The sequence below is a fragment of the Myxococcales bacterium genome, from assembly GCA_016706225.1.
GTDB lineage: Bacteria > Myxococcota_A > Polyangia > Polyangiales > Polyangiaceae > JADJKB01.
The window spans coordinates 875,267-892,732 of record JADJKB010000003.1; the positions used below are offsets into that span (position 1 = coordinate 875,267).

At 67.4% G+C, this 17,466-nt stretch carries 15 protein-coding genes; 5 read left to right on the forward strand and 10 right to left on the reverse strand.

The window, feature by feature from the left end; genetic code table 11:
• Positions 1-145 precede the first annotated feature (145 nt).
• From IPI67_05470 to xdhB, 4 genes are all read left to right on the forward strand, one after another.
• The gene (locus tag IPI67_05470; GenBank protein ID MBK7579641.1) at positions 146-1,018 is read left to right on the forward strand and encodes an XdhC family protein; all 873 of its coding nucleotides are present in this window, start codon (positions 146-148) and stop codon (positions 1,016-1,018) included.
• Positions 1,015-3,339 (forward strand): hypothetical protein, encoded by a 2,325-nt coding sequence (locus tag IPI67_05475; protein MBK7579642.1) that lies wholly within the window; start codon positions 1,015-1,017, stop codon positions 3,337-3,339. The genes IPI67_05470 and IPI67_05475 overlap by 4 nt, the downstream gene beginning before the upstream one ends.
• 72 nt (positions 3,340-3,411) lie before the next feature.
• On the forward strand, positions 3,412-4,803 hold the full coding sequence (locus IPI67_05480) for an FAD binding domain-containing protein (GenBank protein MBK7579643.1): 1,392 nt from the start codon (positions 3,412-3,414) through the stop codon (positions 4,801-4,803).
• Positions 4,803-7,124, forward strand: coding sequence for a xanthine dehydrogenase molybdopterin binding subunit (xdhB, locus tag IPI67_05485; GenBank protein MBK7579644.1), 2,322 nt, complete (start codon positions 4,803-4,805; stop codon positions 7,122-7,124). Before IPI67_05480 ends, xdhB begins: the two co-directional genes overlap by 1 nt.
• A 30-nt stretch (positions 7,125-7,154) precedes the next feature.
• Here the strand turns inward: xdhB and IPI67_05490 are convergent, their stop codons facing one another.
• Entirely contained in the window at positions 7,155-7,814 is a 660-nt protein-coding gene (locus IPI67_05490) for a hypothetical protein (GenBank protein MBK7579645.1), read from the reverse strand.
• 178 nt (positions 7,815-7,992) lie between these two features.
• Between IPI67_05490 and IPI67_05495 the strand changes: the two genes are divergently transcribed.
• A complete protein-coding gene (locus tag IPI67_05495; GenBank protein MBK7579646.1) occupies positions 7,993-9,546 on the forward strand; it encodes a pyroglutamyl-peptidase I in 1,554 nt (517 codons plus the stop codon).
• Between the two features lie 52 nt (positions 9,547-9,598).
• Here IPI67_05495 and IPI67_05500 read toward each other — a convergent pair whose 3' ends face one another.
• The 9 genes from IPI67_05500 to IPI67_05540 all read right to left on the reverse strand — a co-directional run bounded on the left by IPI67_05500 (position 9,599) and on the right by IPI67_05540 (position 17,387).
• Positions 9,599-10,246: a sigma-70 family RNA polymerase sigma factor gene (locus IPI67_05500; protein MBK7579647.1), complete on the reverse strand. Its 648-nt coding sequence runs from the start codon at positions 10,244-10,246 to the stop codon at positions 9,599-9,601.
• Between the two features lie 123 nt (positions 10,247-10,369).
• On the reverse strand, positions 10,370-10,615 hold the full coding sequence (locus IPI67_05505; GenBank protein ID MBK7579648.1) for a hypothetical protein: 246 nt from the start codon (positions 10,613-10,615) through the stop codon (positions 10,370-10,372).
• On the reverse strand, positions 10,585-10,956 hold the full coding sequence (locus tag IPI67_05510) for a hypothetical protein (GenBank protein MBK7579649.1): 372 nt from the start codon (positions 10,954-10,956) through the stop codon (positions 10,585-10,587). Before IPI67_05510 ends, IPI67_05505 begins: the two co-directional genes overlap by 31 nt.
• A 16-nt stretch (positions 10,957-10,972) precedes the next feature.
• Positions 10,973-11,860 carry a hypothetical protein gene (locus IPI67_05515; GenBank protein MBK7579650.1) on the reverse strand — a complete coding sequence of 296 codons (888 nt, stop codon included), beginning with the start codon at positions 11,858-11,860 and terminating at the stop codon, positions 10,973-10,975.
• A gap of 161 nt (positions 11,861-12,021) precedes the next feature.
• Positions 12,022-12,276 carry a hypothetical protein gene (locus IPI67_05520; protein MBK7579651.1) on the reverse strand — a complete coding sequence of 85 codons (255 nt, stop codon included), beginning with the start codon at positions 12,274-12,276 and terminating at the stop codon, positions 12,022-12,024.
• Between the two features lie 138 nt (positions 12,277-12,414).
• Positions 12,415-13,812, reverse strand: a complete 1,398-nt coding sequence (locus IPI67_05525; GenBank protein MBK7579652.1) for a cytochrome c family protein — start codon at positions 13,810-13,812, stop codon at positions 12,415-12,417.
• The gene (locus IPI67_05530) at positions 13,809-15,335 is read right to left on the reverse strand and encodes a hypothetical protein (protein MBK7579653.1); all 1,527 of its coding nucleotides are present in this window, start codon (positions 15,333-15,335) and stop codon (positions 13,809-13,811) included. The genes IPI67_05525 and IPI67_05530 overlap by 4 nt, the downstream gene beginning before the upstream one ends.
• A 60-nt stretch (positions 15,336-15,395) precedes the next feature.
• Positions 15,396-16,343 carry a hypothetical protein gene (locus tag IPI67_05535; GenBank protein ID MBK7579654.1) on the reverse strand — a complete coding sequence of 316 codons (948 nt, stop codon included), beginning with the start codon at positions 16,341-16,343 and terminating at the stop codon, positions 15,396-15,398.
• 69 nt (positions 16,344-16,412) lie between these two features.
• Positions 16,413-17,387, reverse strand: coding sequence for a hypothetical protein (locus tag IPI67_05540; GenBank protein MBK7579655.1), 975 nt, complete (start codon positions 17,385-17,387; stop codon positions 16,413-16,415).
• Positions 17,388-17,466: the final 79 nt, after the last annotated feature.

Genomic DNA, 17,466 nt, shown 5'->3' on the forward strand with positions numbered 1-17,466 from the left:
AGACTACTGCCAACCGAAAGCACAGTCCATCCGCGGCGCCGCGACGCAGCCAGCGCGGGCCGAGAGCAGGGCGCGTGACGGGCGTTTCCCCCGGATCGTACCCTGAGTCAGAGTCAGGCTGATTCGCGGCCGAGACCCCTTCCCGATGCGAGACGTCACAGAAGCACTGCTTCAAGTCCTGAAGAGCGGAACCCGGGGAGCGCTCGCGACGGTCGTTCGAGTCTCCGGCTCGGTGCCGCAGGAACCTGGAGCGCGCTTGCTCTTGCATCCGGACGGCGTGATGACCGGCACCGTCGGCGGAGGTGCGGTCGAGCGCACCGTGCTCGCTGCACTCGAGCAATGTCGCGCCGACGGACGCCCGGAGTTATTGGTCTACGACCTGGCGCGGGACCTCGGCATGTGCTGCGGCGGGCGAATGGAGATCTTCGTGGAGCCGGTGGAAGCAGCCCAGCGCCTGTTCGTATTTGGTGCCGGTCACGTTGCCAAGCCCACAGCCCAGCTGGCTCGACAGGTGGGTTTCAGCGTCACCGTCGTGGACGACCGGGAGGAATTGGCAACTCCCGATCGCTTTCCAGGGTGTGAGCTGCTCTTGGCCGAGCCGCGCGAGGCGGCGAAGCGCCTGGCGCCGCGCCCAGAGGATTGGTTGCTGGTGGTCACCTATGATCACCGCCTGGACGAAGAAGCACTGGATACGTTCGCCCGCCTGCCGCACCGGTATCTCGGGTTGATCGGCAGCCGGCGCAAGATCTTCCGCATCTTGCAGCGCATTGCTGGGCGCGGCGGGTTGCCACCCCTGGACCGAGTCTATGCACCCGTCGGGCTCGACCTTGGAGCCGTGACACCCGACGAGATCGCAGTCAGCATCGTCGCCGAGCTGGTGGCCCTGCGCCACGGGAAACCTCGCCATCACCTGCGCGCCGTCGACGACCCCCGATTGCAGCGCATGCTGCGCGGGGAGCTGTCGGCCGACGCACTGGCGCTGATCGAGAAGTCGGAAGCTGGGGTGGGCGACGAATGAGCGGGCGTTCGCCGAGTAACCGCGACGACGACGACACGCTGGGCGAGAACCAGTACGGCGGCGTCAACGACAACTTGCCGACGGAAGAGCACACCGCCATCGACGAGTTCCCGGACGGTGTGCTCACGGAAGACGACATCGACGACTCCATCGAGACCGTGGAGCGGCGCTTGCCCGAGGGACTGTTTCCGACCGAGGCGCTGCCCCGCTTCGAGGGCACCGGCACCATCACGCTGACCCGGGGCGTGGGCGCCATCTCCGAGCCCGTGACCCTGCCGCGCCCACCGCTGCCGCTTGCTGCGCCACTCCGGCGGGTCGAGCCGCCACCCAAACCCGCGCGTCCCTCGCTGCGATCGTGGGCCACTCCGCCGCCAAAACCGAGCCTGCGCGGAGCGCGCTTCGGCGCGGACGACTCAGGGGACTTCGCTCCAACTCCGGTGCGCGCGCTTCCGGAGCTCGGCCCGCCCCCGGTTCCGCCAGCGCGAGCGCGCACCCCCTCGCTCCCGCCGCCGCGCGCGCCTTCCATCCCTGCGCCGCGCGCGGCGTCCGCTCCCGCGCCCCGTGCTCCTTCCCTGCCTCCGCCGGCGCGGGCAGTGCGGCCGGCGTCACTCCCGCCGCCTGCGCCACTGCCCGCGACTTCACCGCTGCCCCCACCGGCGCGGGTGCCCCGAGCGCCGTCGCTGCCTCCGCCACCGCACCTGCCCCGAACGGAGATCGCCCACGCCACGCCGGAGGAAGCTGCACCGGCCCCGCGGCGAGCCAAGAAACGCCCGCGACCCCAGCCTCCCGAGGCCGCCGCACCAGCCCGGAGCGACGCAACTCGTCCATTTCCACTTCAAGCACCACGACGCGAACAGCCGTCGGCCTCAGACCTCGCCGCGCCCGCGCGGCCGAGTCCATCACCGTCGCACACGCCACCTCCGCTCACGGCCTCGACGCCCCCTCCCGCTCCCCGTGCCGAGGACTACCGCTCCCAACCGCCGGCTCAGCGCGACGACCGCCGGCCCATGCACTCCGATCCACCGCCTCGCCATCCGAGCATGCCGGACATTCCACGCGCGGGACGCTCTGCGATCCGCGGGTCGGGCCGCATGCCAACCGGCCTGATCGGGCGCATCGATCCGCGGGCGTTGGCCGCGGCCATCGGTGTGTTCGCGGCACTGGTATTCGGGATGATCGTGATCATGATCGCGGCCGCGGTTCGGGAGCGACCCGAAGACGGCACGCCTTCGGGCCCGGTGATCGCAGCGCGACCGCTGAACGTGCAGGGACAGCCAATCGCGCAGCCGAACCCCACGCCACTTGCGACCGCGCTGAAACCCGCCCCGACGACCCAGCTCGGCGGATGTCGCCTGGTCACGGTGCCGCGCCGTGTCACGGGGCCCGTGTTTCCGAACGTGCCCCCGATGCTGGCGGTCGCACCCGGTCAGAGCCGCGTTGCCGTAGGTTACGCTTCGGGAAGGAGCCACGCCGACGGCGTGATCGTCAACCTGGAGGATCTATCGGTCGAACCCCGCTACTCCGACGAGCTCCCAGGTCCTGTGTTCCGCGTCACGCCGCTCACCGATCGCGCACCCGTCGCGTTCGCGGTCGATCGCGACGATCCACAAATCCAGAACCTGCGCACCATCCCCGCGAGCCCTCCGCTGCGGGTTGGAACCAGCTATTTCGGCTTCGTCCGCCTGAACGAGACGACGTCGCCGACCGTGATCTGGCCGGGCGCGCGCTTCGATGGCATCAGCGAACCGGCCTTCGCCGTCACCGAACGCGACGGTTATGGCATCACCTTCAGAACTGGGCGCGGGAGCGGCGACGTCCTCGCGGGCTGGTTGACACCGTCGGGCACCGCAGACGGCGACCTGGGCCGCGTCGACGCCGGGCCTCGCGAGGTGGGGTCTCCGAGCATCGCCGCCAGCGACCGCAACGTGGTGATCGCGTTTGCCGCCCGTGCCCCGGGCGAGGCCTGGCACATCCGCGTTGCGATCGCGACACGCGGCAAGGTCCCGACCACGTCTCGCGAGCTCGTCCCAACGAGCAGCGCGGCGACGGACGCCATCTCGCCCGTCATCGTGGCGCTCCCGACCGGTGGGTTCGTACTGCAATGGTTGCAGGGCCCAGCCGGCGAGCGACGAGTCCTCGCGCGGACGCTGGACGACCGACTCGCGCCCCAGGGCGTGGCCATCGAGCTAGCGCAAGGCGCGAGTGTCCAGGATGCCCCGGGAGCGCTGGTGTTCCGCTCCGGAAAAGTCCTCGCGCTCCACCTCGCCGCCGCAGCGGACAAGAGCGTCGAGCTGCGCGGCGCCGTGCTGGTCTGCGGCTGACCCGCTTGCGGTGAATTCGCGCGGCCTCTCCGTGGTAGCCTCGACCTCCGGCCGCTCTGCCGCATCCACGCCATGTCGATTCGCTTCACCCTCAACGGCAGGCCGGTCGAGGTCACCGACTTCGACCCGAACACCACGCTCCTCGCACATCTGCGCGCGACCGGGCTGACCGGCTCCAAAGAAGGCTGCGCAGAGGGAGAGTGCGGCGCGTGCGCCGTTCTCCTGACCCGACGCGACAGAGAGGGGCGCACGTTCTACGAACCCGTGAACGGTTGTTTGATGCTGCTGGGCGCGTGCGCAGATCAGGAAATCCTGAGCGTCGAAGGTGTCGCTCAGGGCGGAGCGCTTCACCCCGTGCAAGCCGCCATGGTCGAGCGCGGCGGCTCACAATGCGGGTACTGCACGCCGGGCTTCGTGGTCAGCTTGTTCGCCGAATACTACCGCCGGGAGCGCACTGAGCCGGACCCGGAAGCCATCGCAGGCAACCTGTGTCGGTGCACCGGTTATCGTCCGATCCGCGACGTGCTCCACACACTGGGACGGCCCGCCCGGAACGATCCGTTCGAGCAGCGGCTGACGAGCAGCCCGCCCTCCCTCGGCTCGGTGCTCCACACCGGGGCAGACTGCAGCTTCTTCCGTCCCACCAGCCTCGAGCAGGCGCTCTCTCACCTGGCAGAACACCCCGAGGTGACCGTGGTGGCCGGCGGTACGGACGTCGTGGTGGAGGTGAACCAGCGTCATCGCCGCTCGAAGCAGTATCTCTCCCTCGACGGCGTCCTCGAGTTGCGCAGCTTCGACTGGGCCGAGGACCACGTTCGCATCGGTGCTGCGCTGTCGCTCACCGAGATCGAACATCGCCTCTCGGGGCGGGTACCGATCCTCGACCAGCTCTTCCCGTTGTTCTCGTCGCGCTTGATCCGCAACCGCGCGACGCTTGGCGGCAACCTGATGACCGCGTCGCCCATCGGCGATAGCCCGCCCGCGCTGCTCGCCCTCGACGCCGAGGTCGAGCTCGTCCGGTTGGGAGGCACACGACGCATCCCGCTCGCTGATTTTTTCACCGGCTACCGCAAGACCGCGGCGAACCCGGGGGAGATCTTGAGTGCGGTTCGGATCCCATTGCCGCTGCCCGCGGTGCAGCGGTTCTACAAGGTGAGCAAGCGACAGATCGATGACATCAGCAGTGTGGCCGCCGGCTTCTCGCTCTCGTTCGACACTGCGGGAAAGATCAGCGCGGCACGCCTGGCGTACGGTGGGGTGGCCGCGGTGCCGGCGCGCGCGGTGGACGCCGAGGCCGCGCTGCTCGGCCAGACCTGGGAGCTGCGCCTCGTGAAAAGCGTCGAACCCATCCTGGCTCGCGCCTTCAAACCCATCGGCGACCACCGAGGCAGCGCGGACTACCGCGCGAAGATGGTGGTTCGACTGCTCGAGAAGCTGTGGTTCGACACGGAAGGGAGCCGCTGATGAGCGTGCTTGGCAAAGCTCTGCCCCACGAGAGTGCACGCGACCATGTGACCGGCGCAGCGCTCTACACCGACGACCTGGTGGGGCGTTTCCCCGGCGCCCTGCACGCCTGGCCCGTCACGGCTCCCCACGCTCACGCGAACGTGAAGTCCATCGACACTCAACCGGCGCGCGCCATCCCCGGAGTCACGCTGATCCTCACCGCCGCAGACGTGCCGGGCGAGAACCAAATTGGCCCGGCCCGCCCGGACGAGCCGCTCTTCCCGACCGAGGTCATGTTCCACGGCCAGCCGGTGGCATGGGTCCTCGGCGAGACCGAAGAGGCGGCACGCATCGGCGCCTCCAAGGTCGTCGTGGTGTACGAAGAGCTGCCGGCGATCCTGAGCATCGAGGCCGCCATCTCAGCGGACTCGTTCCTCACCGGCGAGCTGCGCCTGGCACAGGGCGACGCCGCGGCTGCACTCGCGCGCGCCCCCCGCCGCCTGAGCGGCGAGCTCTTCGTGGGTGGGCAGGAGCACTTCTACCTCGAGACCCACGCGGCCCTTGCACACCTCGACGAACAGGACCGTGTGTTCGTGCACTCCTCCACACAACACCCATCGGAGACCCAAGAGATCGTGTCTCGGGTGCTGGGGGTCCACAAACACGACGTCACCGTCCAGAGCTTGCGCATGGGCGGCGCGTTCGGCGGCAAGGAAGTTCAGGCCAACGCCTGGGCTGCCGTGGCTGCGCTCGGTTGCCGAAAGACCGGGCGTCCGGTCCGGGTGCGTCTCAACCGGGCCCAGGACACCAGCATGACCGGCAAACGCCACCCGTTCCTGGGGCGCTTCGAGGTCGGCTTCGACGATTCGGGCAAGCTGCTCGCGCTTCGCATGCAGCTCTTCGCGGATGGCGGATTCAGCCTCGATCTGTCGGAGCCCATCCTCTACCGAGCCCTCTTTCACTCGGACAACACCTACCTCTTGCCCGACGTCGAGCTGACGGGACGTGTCGTCTTGACCCACAAGACGAGCATGACGGCCTTCCGAGGCTTCGGCGGTCCGCAGGGCATGGTCATGATCGAGGAGATCATGGACCGCATCGCCCGCACTCTGGGTGTGCCGCCGCACCAGGTGCGCGCCAACAACTTCTATCGCGAGGGAGACCGCACACCCTATGGGCAAGTCGTCCGTGACGCGGAGCGCATCGGCCGCATCTGGAGCGAGCTGTTGGCGTCGAGCGCTTTCTCCGAGCGCTGGCAGAAGCTCAGAGAGCACAACCGCGAGAACCCCCACTCCAAGCGCGGCCTGGCCATCACACCGGTCAAGTTCGGTATCTCGTTCACGACGGCGTTCTTCAATCAGGGCGGGGCGCTGGTGCTGATCTACGCGGACGGCAGCGTGCAGGTGAACCACGGCGGCACCGAGATGGGGCAAGGGCTGCACACCAAGATGCTGCAGGTTGCGGCGCACACGCTCGGCGTTGGCCCGGGCAGCATTCGCATGATGCCGACGCAGACCGACAAGGTCCCGAACACGTCCGCGACCGCGGCTTCGAGCGGCGCGGATCTGAACGGGGCAGCGATCAAGGCCGCTTGCGAGACCCTGCGCGAACGCCTGGCTGAGGTCGCTGCAAAGGAGCTGGGCGTGACGGCGGACGACGTCGAGTTCGAAGACGGCCGGGTGTTTGCCCGCGGCGCGCCGGAGCCCGCGCTCAGCTTCGAGCACGTGACCCATCAGGCGTATCTGGCCCGAGTTCCGCTATTTTCCAGCGGTTATTACCGCACGCCCGAGATCCACTTCGACAAGGCCACGGGCACCGGCAAACCCTTCCACTACTTCGCTTACGGCGCCGCCGTGACCGAGGTGCTGGTGGACGGTTTCACTGGCATGTACTCCATCGAGCGGGTCGACATTCTTCACGACGTGGGTGACTCACTCTCGCCACTGCTGGACATCGGGCAGGTCGAGGGCGGCTACATCCAGGGACTCGGCTGGTTGACCCTGGAAGAGCTGGTGTGGACGGGGGACGGAAGGCTCGCGACGCCGAACGCTTCGACCTACAAACTACCGGGCCTGGGCGAGTGCCCGCCGGTGTTCGAGGTGAAGCTGCTCGAGCGCGCGACGGAGCCCGACGTGGTGTACGGCAGCAAGGCCGTCGGCGAGCCGCCGCTGATGCTGGCCATCAGCGCACGCGAGGCGCTGCGCCAGGCGGTGAGCGCGTTCGGCAACGAACGACCGGGGGTGGTGGACCTGGCGTCGCCCGCGACACCCGAGGCCGTCTTCTGGGCCATCGAAAAAGTCAGAGCAGCCAGCTCGGGCGCCGAGCGCGCCGCAGAGTGAGTACTGACGGCGGAAGCCGGAGCGCCGGGCTCAGAGCGCGGCGTGGATGTCGAACTGCAGGTTGTCCAGCGTCGTCAGGCTGGCCCACTCCCAGATCGTGCCCTCTTTGCCACCGTTGATGTCCGCGACCAGACGGCCTTCGTCGTCGGTGTAGATGCCGAGATTGAGTTTGACGCCGTTCACTTCCTGCTGTGCCAAGGGAACGATCGCGCCGTCCGAGGTCTTGAGGCTCCAGTCGACCAACAGGTCGACGTCGATGCTGGTGAAGCGGGTGCCGGACTCGGACTGCTGAAGCGGTGCATCAATCGGCTTCTTCAGCTTCACCGACATGCCGTGCAGGACGGTGTCCTTGAGCGTGGCTTCGTCCTTGTTCAGGACAATGTCGTCGATCACGATCTGGAGCTCGTCCAGGTGCAGCGTCGAGTCCGACTCGCTCAGCCGCACGTGGCCGGACAGCACCTGCAGGGTGATGTCGGACATGACGGCCTGACTGGCGCCCGTCTCGACGGTCAGGCTCACCGCATCGGTGGGCACCTCCGCCGGGATGGCGGGGCCCTGGTCCGGGCCCTCGGAGGATGCGGTGGCCGCACAGCCGGCGCTGCCCAGCATGAGTGCTGCGGAGAAAGCGGCGAAAACCAGGCGGATTGAGTTCATGGCGGACTCTTTCGTCTTTATCTCGGAGGCCGTCAACCCCTTTTTCCTACATCGTATCCAAATGTAGGCAAACGTAGGTTTTTAACAGACACTGGGCGCGCGTGCGTCCAGACTTTGGACGGCGGCTCGGGAGCGAAGCGGGCCCGGCCGATGGCTCCGTGAGCTCAACTGAAGCGTGACTTGCGACCGCGTTTGGGCGGAAGCTGAAAGTCTCATGAGCGTCGGGCGTGTCTCGGTCCGCGGCTTTTGCATGGCCGCGCTGGCCATCGGTCTCGGAGGGTGCAGCAGCAATGACCCCAGTTCAGGTCAGTCGAATGCGCCCGCCGCCCGCATGCCGCGTGACTCCCAGGCGGATGGGCTGTTCAAGGACTTCCTCGACGGAAAGTACGACGGGTTCGGGCACCCGCTCGACGCCGAGGTCTGGCAGGCGGAGAGCGAGTGCGCTCCATCAACAGGAAAACTCGAGGCCGAAGGCCAGGGATTCTCGGCGAGCGAGCATGCCGCGGGCAGCGTCTGCGACGCGACCTCCAAGGGCATCGGGCTCGGGCGTTTTGCGCTCAACGTCCGCGCGCTCGTCTACGACGTCTGTCAGGACACGAGCTGCGACGCGGCGACCCCCGTGCTCGATATCCGGGTGAAGCGCGCCGACGGGACTGTGCTCGAAGAGAAGACCATCCCCTGGTCTGCCTTCTCGAGCGAGCTGACCTACGTCAACGTGCCGCTGCGCTTCACCCACAGCGAAGACGGCCCGGTACGCGTGGAGGTGAGCTGGGCAGGGAAGGTTAGCGCGCGGGTCGACTACGTCGAGTTGTTCCGCGCCACCAAGAACCTGCTGGTCACACCGTCGACTGTGCTCTCGCCTGGCGCCAAGATCGAGGTCGAAGCCCTGGACCCTCCCCCGAGTTTCACGCTCGCGGCGTTCTGCAACGACAGCGACAAGACCGCCGAGGTGAACGCGCTGCTCAGCTCCGGAGCGGCGACCCGCGAAGACACCGAGTTTCGCAGTGTATTCAGCTTCGCGGCCGAAGATCTGATCAAAGACTGTCCGCTGCCGAGCCGCCTCCGGTTCTCCTTGCTGAAGGGCACATGGCAGCAGGCCATGGCGCGCATCAGCCTGTACGCCGAAGAGCCGCCCTGCACCTTCGCCCCGAACACGACCCGCGTGCTGCTCACGGGGTTCGAGCCTTTCCCCGCGGACTCGACCCACGACAACAGCTCCCAGAAAGCGGTGTCGAGCTTCGACCCGGGCGCCGTGCCCGGGATCTCGCTGATGGCGCTGACCTTGCCGGTCGAGTTCGATACGGCACCCGGCATCGTCGCGAGCGCCATCACACGCTGCAAACCGGACGTGGTCATCGGCTTTGGTCAGGGACGCAGCCAGGTCGATCTCGAGGGCACGGCGTACAACAACAAGGACTCAGCGGAGATCGCCGGCGGGTTCCCCGACAACCGCGGGCACATCCCGGGTGGCGAGCCCATCGTGACGGGCGGTGCCGCGGAGCTGACCACCGGTCTGCCGACGACGAAGATCCACGAGCTTCTAGCCCAGAGCGGGATCAAGGTTGGTTACTCGGACGACCCGGGGCGCTTCGTCTGCAACAACACCTTCTATCGCATCATGACCGAAGCAGCGGGCCAGCCCCGTGTGTCGGGCTTCATCCACCTGCCCTACATCCACACCGTCGACGCCGCCGACCAGGCCATGCTGAAAGAGGTCGTGACGACGGCCGTGACCCAGGCTGTCGCGAAGTTCAAGACGCTCCCCTGAGAGCTTGGCGGATTCGTGCGCAGTGTGAGCACTCGCGGCCGCTGAGCTCGGCTCAGGCCGCAAAAGCCTGAGACTCCACCAGCTCGGCCAGGCGCCGCTCGAGTTTGTGCTTCTTGGTGTACACGGTCGCCACGCTGATGCCCATGCGAGCCGCAATGACTTCGGGCGCGAGATCCTGCCCGAAGTAGAGCGCGAAGAACTCGCGCTCGCGCGCCGACAGCCCCTTCACGACCTCCGCCACGATCTCCGCGCGTTGCCGCTCCCAGAGCTCCTCCTGGGGATCGGGCCGCTCACAAGCCGTCTCGAAGATCTCGGTGCGGAAATCGACGGGGCTGCGCTTGATCCTGCGCAGGTGGTCGTAGGTCGCCTGCATGGCCATGCGCGTGAGCCAGCTACCGAGGCGTGCGCCGCGCGTCGGATCGAAGCTGCGCAGCTTCGAGCGGTCGCGGGCGATCAGGGCGAGGCAGAACTTCGCGTACACCTCGCGGACGTCGTCGGATCCCGTCACCGCGCCGAAGCGCGACAGGATGCGCCCGATGGCGCGGTGCAATGCCCCGGCATAGACGCTGTTGAACTCGCGCCAGGCCTGCGGCTCGTCGGCGAGCAGGCGCGCAACGAAGGCGGCCTCCTCGAACAGCTCGCTCGGATGGGCGGGTTTTTTGGGGCCTTGGAAGGAAGTCGAAGCGGCTTGGGTCTGCATGGGAGTGCCGGTCCCTACAGCAACCGACATGCCAGGCAAAAGTGCGCCGTTTCGGCATGATTTCCGCCATTTGCCCTGTGGCGCCGGCGCCTCAACCCGCACTGATGCTGGGGTGCGCGCGCCTCAGGTACTCGGCGCAATCAACTCCGCCGACCGCGGCGGAAGGCTCGTCCCCGGAGGCGGCCACACGCGATACGCCACCACGGGCTGAGTCTTCCCTTTCACGCTGAAGGGCGCCAGGGCCTGCTTGGGAATGTCTGCCGGCAAGAGCTCGGCGTTCCGCGCATTGACCCAGACCTCACCGGCCGGAGCTTGCCCGGTGAGGCGCGCGGCCAGGTTCACCGTGTCACCGATGACCGTGTACTCCATGTGCTGCCGGCTGCCGCGATGCCCAAGAGCGGCGCCGCCAACAAGAACAGGGCAGGAGCCACGAGCGAAATGCCAACACGCAGGACCGCGGGGCGGCCGACGAAGCGCGTGAACAGACGCTCCTCGACCCAGGCCGCGAGCCCGCAGGCGGCGACGATGGCCAGCAGCTTGCAAATCCCATCCAAGCTGTCGAAGAAGCCGCCGCGGCTGGCCGGGTTCGGGATGCTCACGACGACCGCCGCGAGCCACACGTAGAGCGCGAGCCGCGGCAACCGTCTGGGCACGCGTGCGGACGGTGTGAGCAGCTTCAGATTCGGGACGTTCGCCAGCTCCTCGGCCACGGCGGGAGCGTACACCTCACGGGGGCGGCTCAGACGGGCAGAACGCACCTGGGATGGGCGGTTTGGCGCGCGGGTCGCCACGAATGAAGGCCTGGATCTTCCGGAGATCTGCCACCGTGGAGTCGGTGTGTGGCATCGGCAGGCCTTTGACGAAGAAACGCGCGAGCCGCTCGGACTCGGCGGCGGATGGCTCCGGGCAAACACCTGCGGGCAACGCTACGGTGTGCGTGGTCGCGCAACCTACGCCGCCGTCTCCGCTGAAGTTGTTGGGGTTCCGCAGCAGCTTGTACATCATGTAGCTGTTGCCGGGGTTGCTGGGTTCGACGATGGGCATCTGAACTCCCATGCGTGACGGGTGCGTCAGAGGTACGCCCGCCTTGGCACCCGTCTCGGTCTCGTGCGCGACGTGATTGACGGCCGTGCCCACGAACTCCTTGTCGCCGTCGAAGCGCAGCCCCATCGGCGCGTCGTTCCCTGCGTGGCAGCCCCCGGTGGAGCACTTGGGACCGTTGGCGAGCTCGGTGATGAACTGGCCGCACGTCAGCACGCCTGGAGGGGCAGGCAGCGGAGGAGGGTCCAGCTTCTGGGTTCGAAAATCGAATGAGAGGGGCACATCCCCTTCCTCGATCGGCGCCTGATCGAACGCGCGCAGTCCGAAATCGTTCTCGCTCTTGGGGACCAAGAGCTCGACGGTGTAGCGCGCGCCCGGCTCCAGCAGCAGCGGGTCGCCGTTTGGCGTGGACTCGATCCGCAGGCTGAGCACGCGCTCGACCACGTCGTACTCGGGCTGCAAGAACTCACTGACGTCCTCGCTGCCGCTGTAGACCCGCAGCGACTGCCGGATCCCGCTCCAGGGCAGCAGATATCGATCGAAGCGCAGCTCGATGCTGAGGTTGCGGGGCACGCCACAGGCATCCGGGCTGTTCAGCCCGCAATCGGTGCCCTCGCCTGGCGCCGGGTATGACGCCAAGACGTGCAGAGGCGGCCCCTGAGAGGGCTCGAGGTCCGGGGTCCCCTGGTCGCAACCCCCGAGCAAGCTCAGGGCGCCAAGAGCAAAAACACCGGTCAGCTGTCGGAGTACATCTGCAGCTGTTCGCGCACCGAGGACTCGTTCACGCCAGTGCGAATGTGCTCTTTCAGACAATCGGCGAGGGTGATCAACAGGTCGTCGATCCCCTTCTCTTCGATGATCTTGGAGAGCAGGGCTCGCGCCTCGCGGCTGTCGTCCTCGCGCAGGAATTCCCGCACTTTCTCGACGGAGATATCTCCTTGAAAGTCCAAGTACATGTTTTCCAAGAGATAGCGGACGAGCTCCTTCACTCGGGGCCTCCTGCGGAGCAAAGGCCGGCGCCACGGACGCCAGCGGTGTCTCGCTATACCCCCCAGCGGAGAGTTCCGGCAAGCGGATTGAGGGGCGGTCGCGCTTTTTCGGCGGGCACTGCGGTCGATTACGAGACATCAGCGGCACTCCGAGAGCTGGGAGTCGCCCGGATCGTGGCAGACCAGACAGGGGCGAGCATTGCGCCGCAGCGCCCCGGCGCAGCGATCCCGGAAATTCCGGGGGTGGGGGTTGGTGCCCTGGCCACCCAGGCCAACATCGCCAATCCCTTTGTCCGACGACCCAAATCCCCGTCCGCCGCGACCCGGCGTGGCGTGGCAGGTCGCGCAGTCCCGCTCGGTGTGACAGCTGACGCAGGCGTTCAGGTTTCGCTGGGCCTCCCAGGCGTGATGCTGGGAAGAGCGCGGGGGATCCGACCAGAGCTTCGGGGGCGGGTGAAAGCGCCCCCGTCCGGAGAAGTTCGCGTAGGGCCCGCTCATCGCGACGCCGGCCCGCTGGTGGCAGGAGAGGCAGAACGTCTGTTCGCGGTGGCAGCTGGTGCAGCTGGGGTTGTTCTGACGGGCCGCGACCGGGTGCATGCTGACCCAATCGTTGGGATGGATCTTGCGAGGACGTACGCGCCCGTCGTGACAGTCCGTACAGAACCGCTCCTGGTGGCAGCTCTTGCAGAATTGACTGTCGTTGCCCGCCACCTGTTTGTGGCGCTCGATCCAGTCTGGGCCGTGGCCCGCGTCGTGTAGCCAGGCGGGCGGCTTGAGTGTGCCCGAGGCGAACTTGTTCTTCATCACCCCTCCCCGCTCCGTCAGGTGGCAGTTCACACACTCACCTCGCGCCTGACCGCGCGCGGGACCGGGCATCTGATGACAGGAAAAACACCCGCGCATGCGCGGCAGCTGGTCCCGCGTTGCCAGCTCGAGCTTCTCGACCGCGCCGTGACACTGGGAGCAAGCGATATTTCTACCCACGTGCACTGCGTGGTTCATGCGCAAGTTCGGCCGCGGCAGGACCAAGCGCGCGACACGATTGCCGTCCCCGTTTTTGTACCCGATGTGACAGAAACCGCACTGGCTGATCAGCGCATCGTCGTCACTCTTCACCGCCGACAGATCCCGGTGATCACTGCCGTGGCACGCATCACACCGGGTCGGTTTGGGGAGCAGCGAGTCCTTCGCGTCTTTGCTGGTCTTCGCCTTGTCGTGGCAGGTCGTGCAGCTCAGCCCCACGACCTTGACGTGTTTCTTGTGGTTGAAGCGGATCGTCAGCTGCTGCAGTCCGAAGATCACCGGGCTCGGACCGCCGTCCCCTTCGTAGGCGCCCGGCGGGCGATCCGCCAGCGGCACCGGCGCGTCGCCGGGCAGCGGCGCAAGCCCGTGAATCGTGGCGCTTGCCCGCGCTGCCCCCGCGCTCGTGGCCTTGGCGTCGGCGCGCGCGGGACGCGGTTCGACGCCGAACCCCACGCCGAGCGCGAGCAGGCACACCAACAGGAGCAGCACGAAGGGCGGGACACGCGGCTTCATCTGAGCACCGTGAAGTCCAGCGTGGCGAGCACTCGGAAGCGCTGCCCAACCAGTCGGTTCATGCTGTGCTCCCACTCGACCCCGAAGCGAGTGTCCGTGAACGGCGTGACCCCTCCGCCGAGCACATAAGTCAGGCTGGTCGCCGAGCGCTGAGGACGCAGGCCGTCCTCCCAGTCGTAGACGGATACAATCGCCTGCGTGTCGTAGTATCCGTGAGCGAAGCTCTTCTGGGTGGTCACGTCGCCGCCGTAGCGGTGGCCGCGCGCACCTGCCTCGACCAGCCCGCGCAGGCCAACGCCTCCGTCGGACCAGCGGTAGCGCGTCGCAACGTTACCCACGCCGTCGCTCAGTCGACCGGTCTCGCTGCGATCGGGGTCCTGATCCGCCTGTTCGACGTCACCGTAGGTGCCGCTGTTGCCTTCGGTCTCGAAGATCTTCACCCCACCGCTCAACGCCACGTCGAAGCGGCGGGAGGGTCGCCACTCGGTCCGCGCGAGCAACGTCGTCATCCCGCTGTGGGTGAACCAGTTGAAGATCGAATCACCGTCGAAGGTCGGGTAGTAGTAGTCGTAGTCGCCGCCGAGCGTGAGCTCTTCGGTGGTGTACCAATCCAGGGCGAGCGCGCGATCACTCACGACCTGGTTGTAGAAATCGTAGACGACGCTGCCTCGCACGGCGCCCAGCCCCGCGGCGTTGGCCCGCAGCGAGTAGCCGAGCCGTTCGCTGGACACACGGTCGCCGGCGACCCGGTAAAATCCAGGCGCCGCATCCGGGAACATCGAGGTGTAGACGCGGTCGCGGTTGATCACCTTGCGGTACGAGAGTCGGCTGTGCAGGAACTGCACACCGCTGCTCTCGATGGCAAAACCGTAGGCCGGGGCCAGCTTCGACTCCTCGAGGAAGTACGGGTACTGGTTGAGCTCGAGCTCGCCGCCCGCGCCGCGATCCCCGCGATACACACCACCCGAGCTGTAGCGCTCGGTCCCGAGCATGATCGGCAGTCCACCGCGCTGCTCGAAACCACCGTAGGCCTCCACCTGGAAAAAGACTGGCGTCGTCAGGCGCACCAGGCCACCGTCGAAGGACCACCAGCCAAGGGAGTCGGTGACGTACTGGCGCCCGGCGCGGAATCCCACCAACCCGCCGAGGTAGTTCCGCCCCTCGAGGTAGGCGTACATGACGTCGACCGGTGACTGCTCGAGGCCAGGAACGAACGTACCGGGTTGGTTCGGATTGCGTTCGTAGCCCTCCTTGCCGAAGTCCGAGTCGAGGCGCATGCGCGCCTTGAAGGTCAGCTGCGGACCAAACGGCACGTAGTCGCCCTGAAGATCGTAGACGTGAAGCGCGACGGTCTGGGTGTAACGCCGGCGACGCACGACCGGATCACCCCAGGGTGAGCGGAGTGTGTAGAACTGCGCATCGGTCGTGGCGTCGACCTCGGCCTCGTACGCGCGTGCGTCCTCCGCCGTGAGCGGGATCGACAGCGCGAAGAGAAGACCCAGGCTCGCGCGACGACATCTCATGGGAGCGAATCCCGAGCATCGTCGAGCGAATTGACGGATGTCAACTCGGGAGGAGGCGGCTCACGCGGCCTTTTCCTGCAGCCACGCCCTGAGCAGCCCGATGTCAGCGGCCGGGACGAAATCCGAGAGCTCGTCCAAGGCGCCCACGCGCTTCACGTCACCGCCGAGCCAAAACGCCGAAGCACGCGCGATCGCGGCAACCAGCGGATGCGGGGAGGTGGTCAGCGAGAGGAGCTCCTCGAGCAGCTCACTCTCCCCGAGCTCGGCGGCGAGCAGCGCGGCCAGGGCTCGCGGATCGGCTCGATGGGCCAGCCCCCCTCTGAGCACTTCGGTCAGCACACCCCGGGTCTCCGGCAGCGGCACCGAGCCGGGATGGCGGTAGCTGCGCGGCGAGAGGGCGAGGCGCTCGTCGAGCACACCGGAGCGCAGCAGCCTGCGAGCCTCGCCGAGCAGCCGCTCGACCACCGGCTCGAACACGAGCTCGACGTCCGTCGAGCCGTCCAAATCGAGGGACAGGGGTCGCGCCGCCTCTGCCGCGTAACGGTCCACGTGTGCCTCGAGGCGCTCGAGGGCGACGTCACCCGGTGCTCTTCCTCCAAGGGTCTCGCGCTCGGTGCGGATCTTCACCACGCTCCAGCGCGTCGACGGCGTGGCGTGATCCATCTCGTGAACACACGCGACACTGACCTGTCGAACCGCACCCCAGTGCAACACGCGGGGCTCGGGCTCGTCGTGCACCAGCACGCCCCAGGGCACGATGGACATGCGAGCTTCGCTCAGGCGCTCTCGGCCAAGCACGGGCCCAAGTGAGCGTTGTACGATCACGACCGCGCCGAGCGAGAGCGCGAGGGCGAGCCCAACCGTGACCCAATCGAGGTGAAACGCGGCGAGCAGTCCGACGAAAAACGCGACCGCAGCCGCGACGAGCTTGACCTTGCGCGCACTCTTCAAGCTCGGTCCCGGCTCGACGCCGACCAAACGGAAATCCGGCGGCGGAGCGGGCAGCATTGGGTCGAGAATAGCAGCTCGCGGAGGGCCGACCATGCGGCGCTGTGCGGCAGCTCCTCTTCCAGTGACTCAGAGCCGGCGCACCCAGCGAGTCCACTCGGCATTTGCTTCGGTAGGCGTCTTGCCAACGACGGACTCGAAGGCGCGCTGCCCGCTGGGATCCTGCGAATAATCGTCGCGAAAACGCGAATAGAACTGCCAGAGCAGCCCGCGCTCGTCGAGCCACTGGCAGAGGTAACGAGCGGAGGCGTAGTTCAGATCCTCGCGAGCTCCGCGGAACTCGGCGTCGTCCATGGCAAACAACGCCGGCAGCGTGGCGTAGCTCTTCTCTTTCGGCGAGCCGAGCGCGGCCATCAGGCGGGGGTGGCGCCAGTTCTTGCCGCCGTGGATCTCTCCAGGCTTCGGCAGGTAGAACTGCTCGAATAACGACGCGATGCCCTCGTTGATCCAGTCCGGTGCGTTGGGGAAGTCGGCCTCGACGAGCGGGTGGACGAGCTCGTGGGTCAGGGTGCCGAGCCCAGGGCCGACGTTCATGATGATCTTGCGCTCACTCGACAGGTAGAAGCCGTAGGGTGAATCACACTTCGCTTGCCAGCGCAGTTTGCAGAACGCGTGGTAGCGACCCGCGTCGGGAAACAGGTAGACGCTGATGGCGCGCTCCGGGCGTTTCTCGAACCGGCCGTTGAAGTAAGCAGCCAGGGCCCGACGCGTGACGTCTTCGGCGCCGGCGAGCGCACCGCCCCGCGGTGACGCAACGACGAAGACCCGTTCGATCACGCGGGTATCGGTGCCCTTGCCCAGCTCCTCGCCGGCAACGGCTCGTCGGGTCGCAACGTCGGCGACGAGGTCGTAGGGCTGAGGTGCGGGCGACGGCGCGGCCGGTGCGGCGCTCGACGCCGCAATGGGTGCCGACGGGGCAAGCGGCGCGCTGGCGGGAGGAACGGCTCGAGCAGATTTGCGAGGGGGCGGGCGCTCGATGGGCGAGGCGCCGTGTTCAGCGCAGGCGGCGAAGGCGAGGCAGAAGAGGAGCGAAAGTCGGCGCATGAGCGGAAGTCGGGCTTCGTCGGGAGAGTGTGACTGGGACAGCCGAGAGCCCGCATTTCATGGCTCTTTTCGTCTTGGG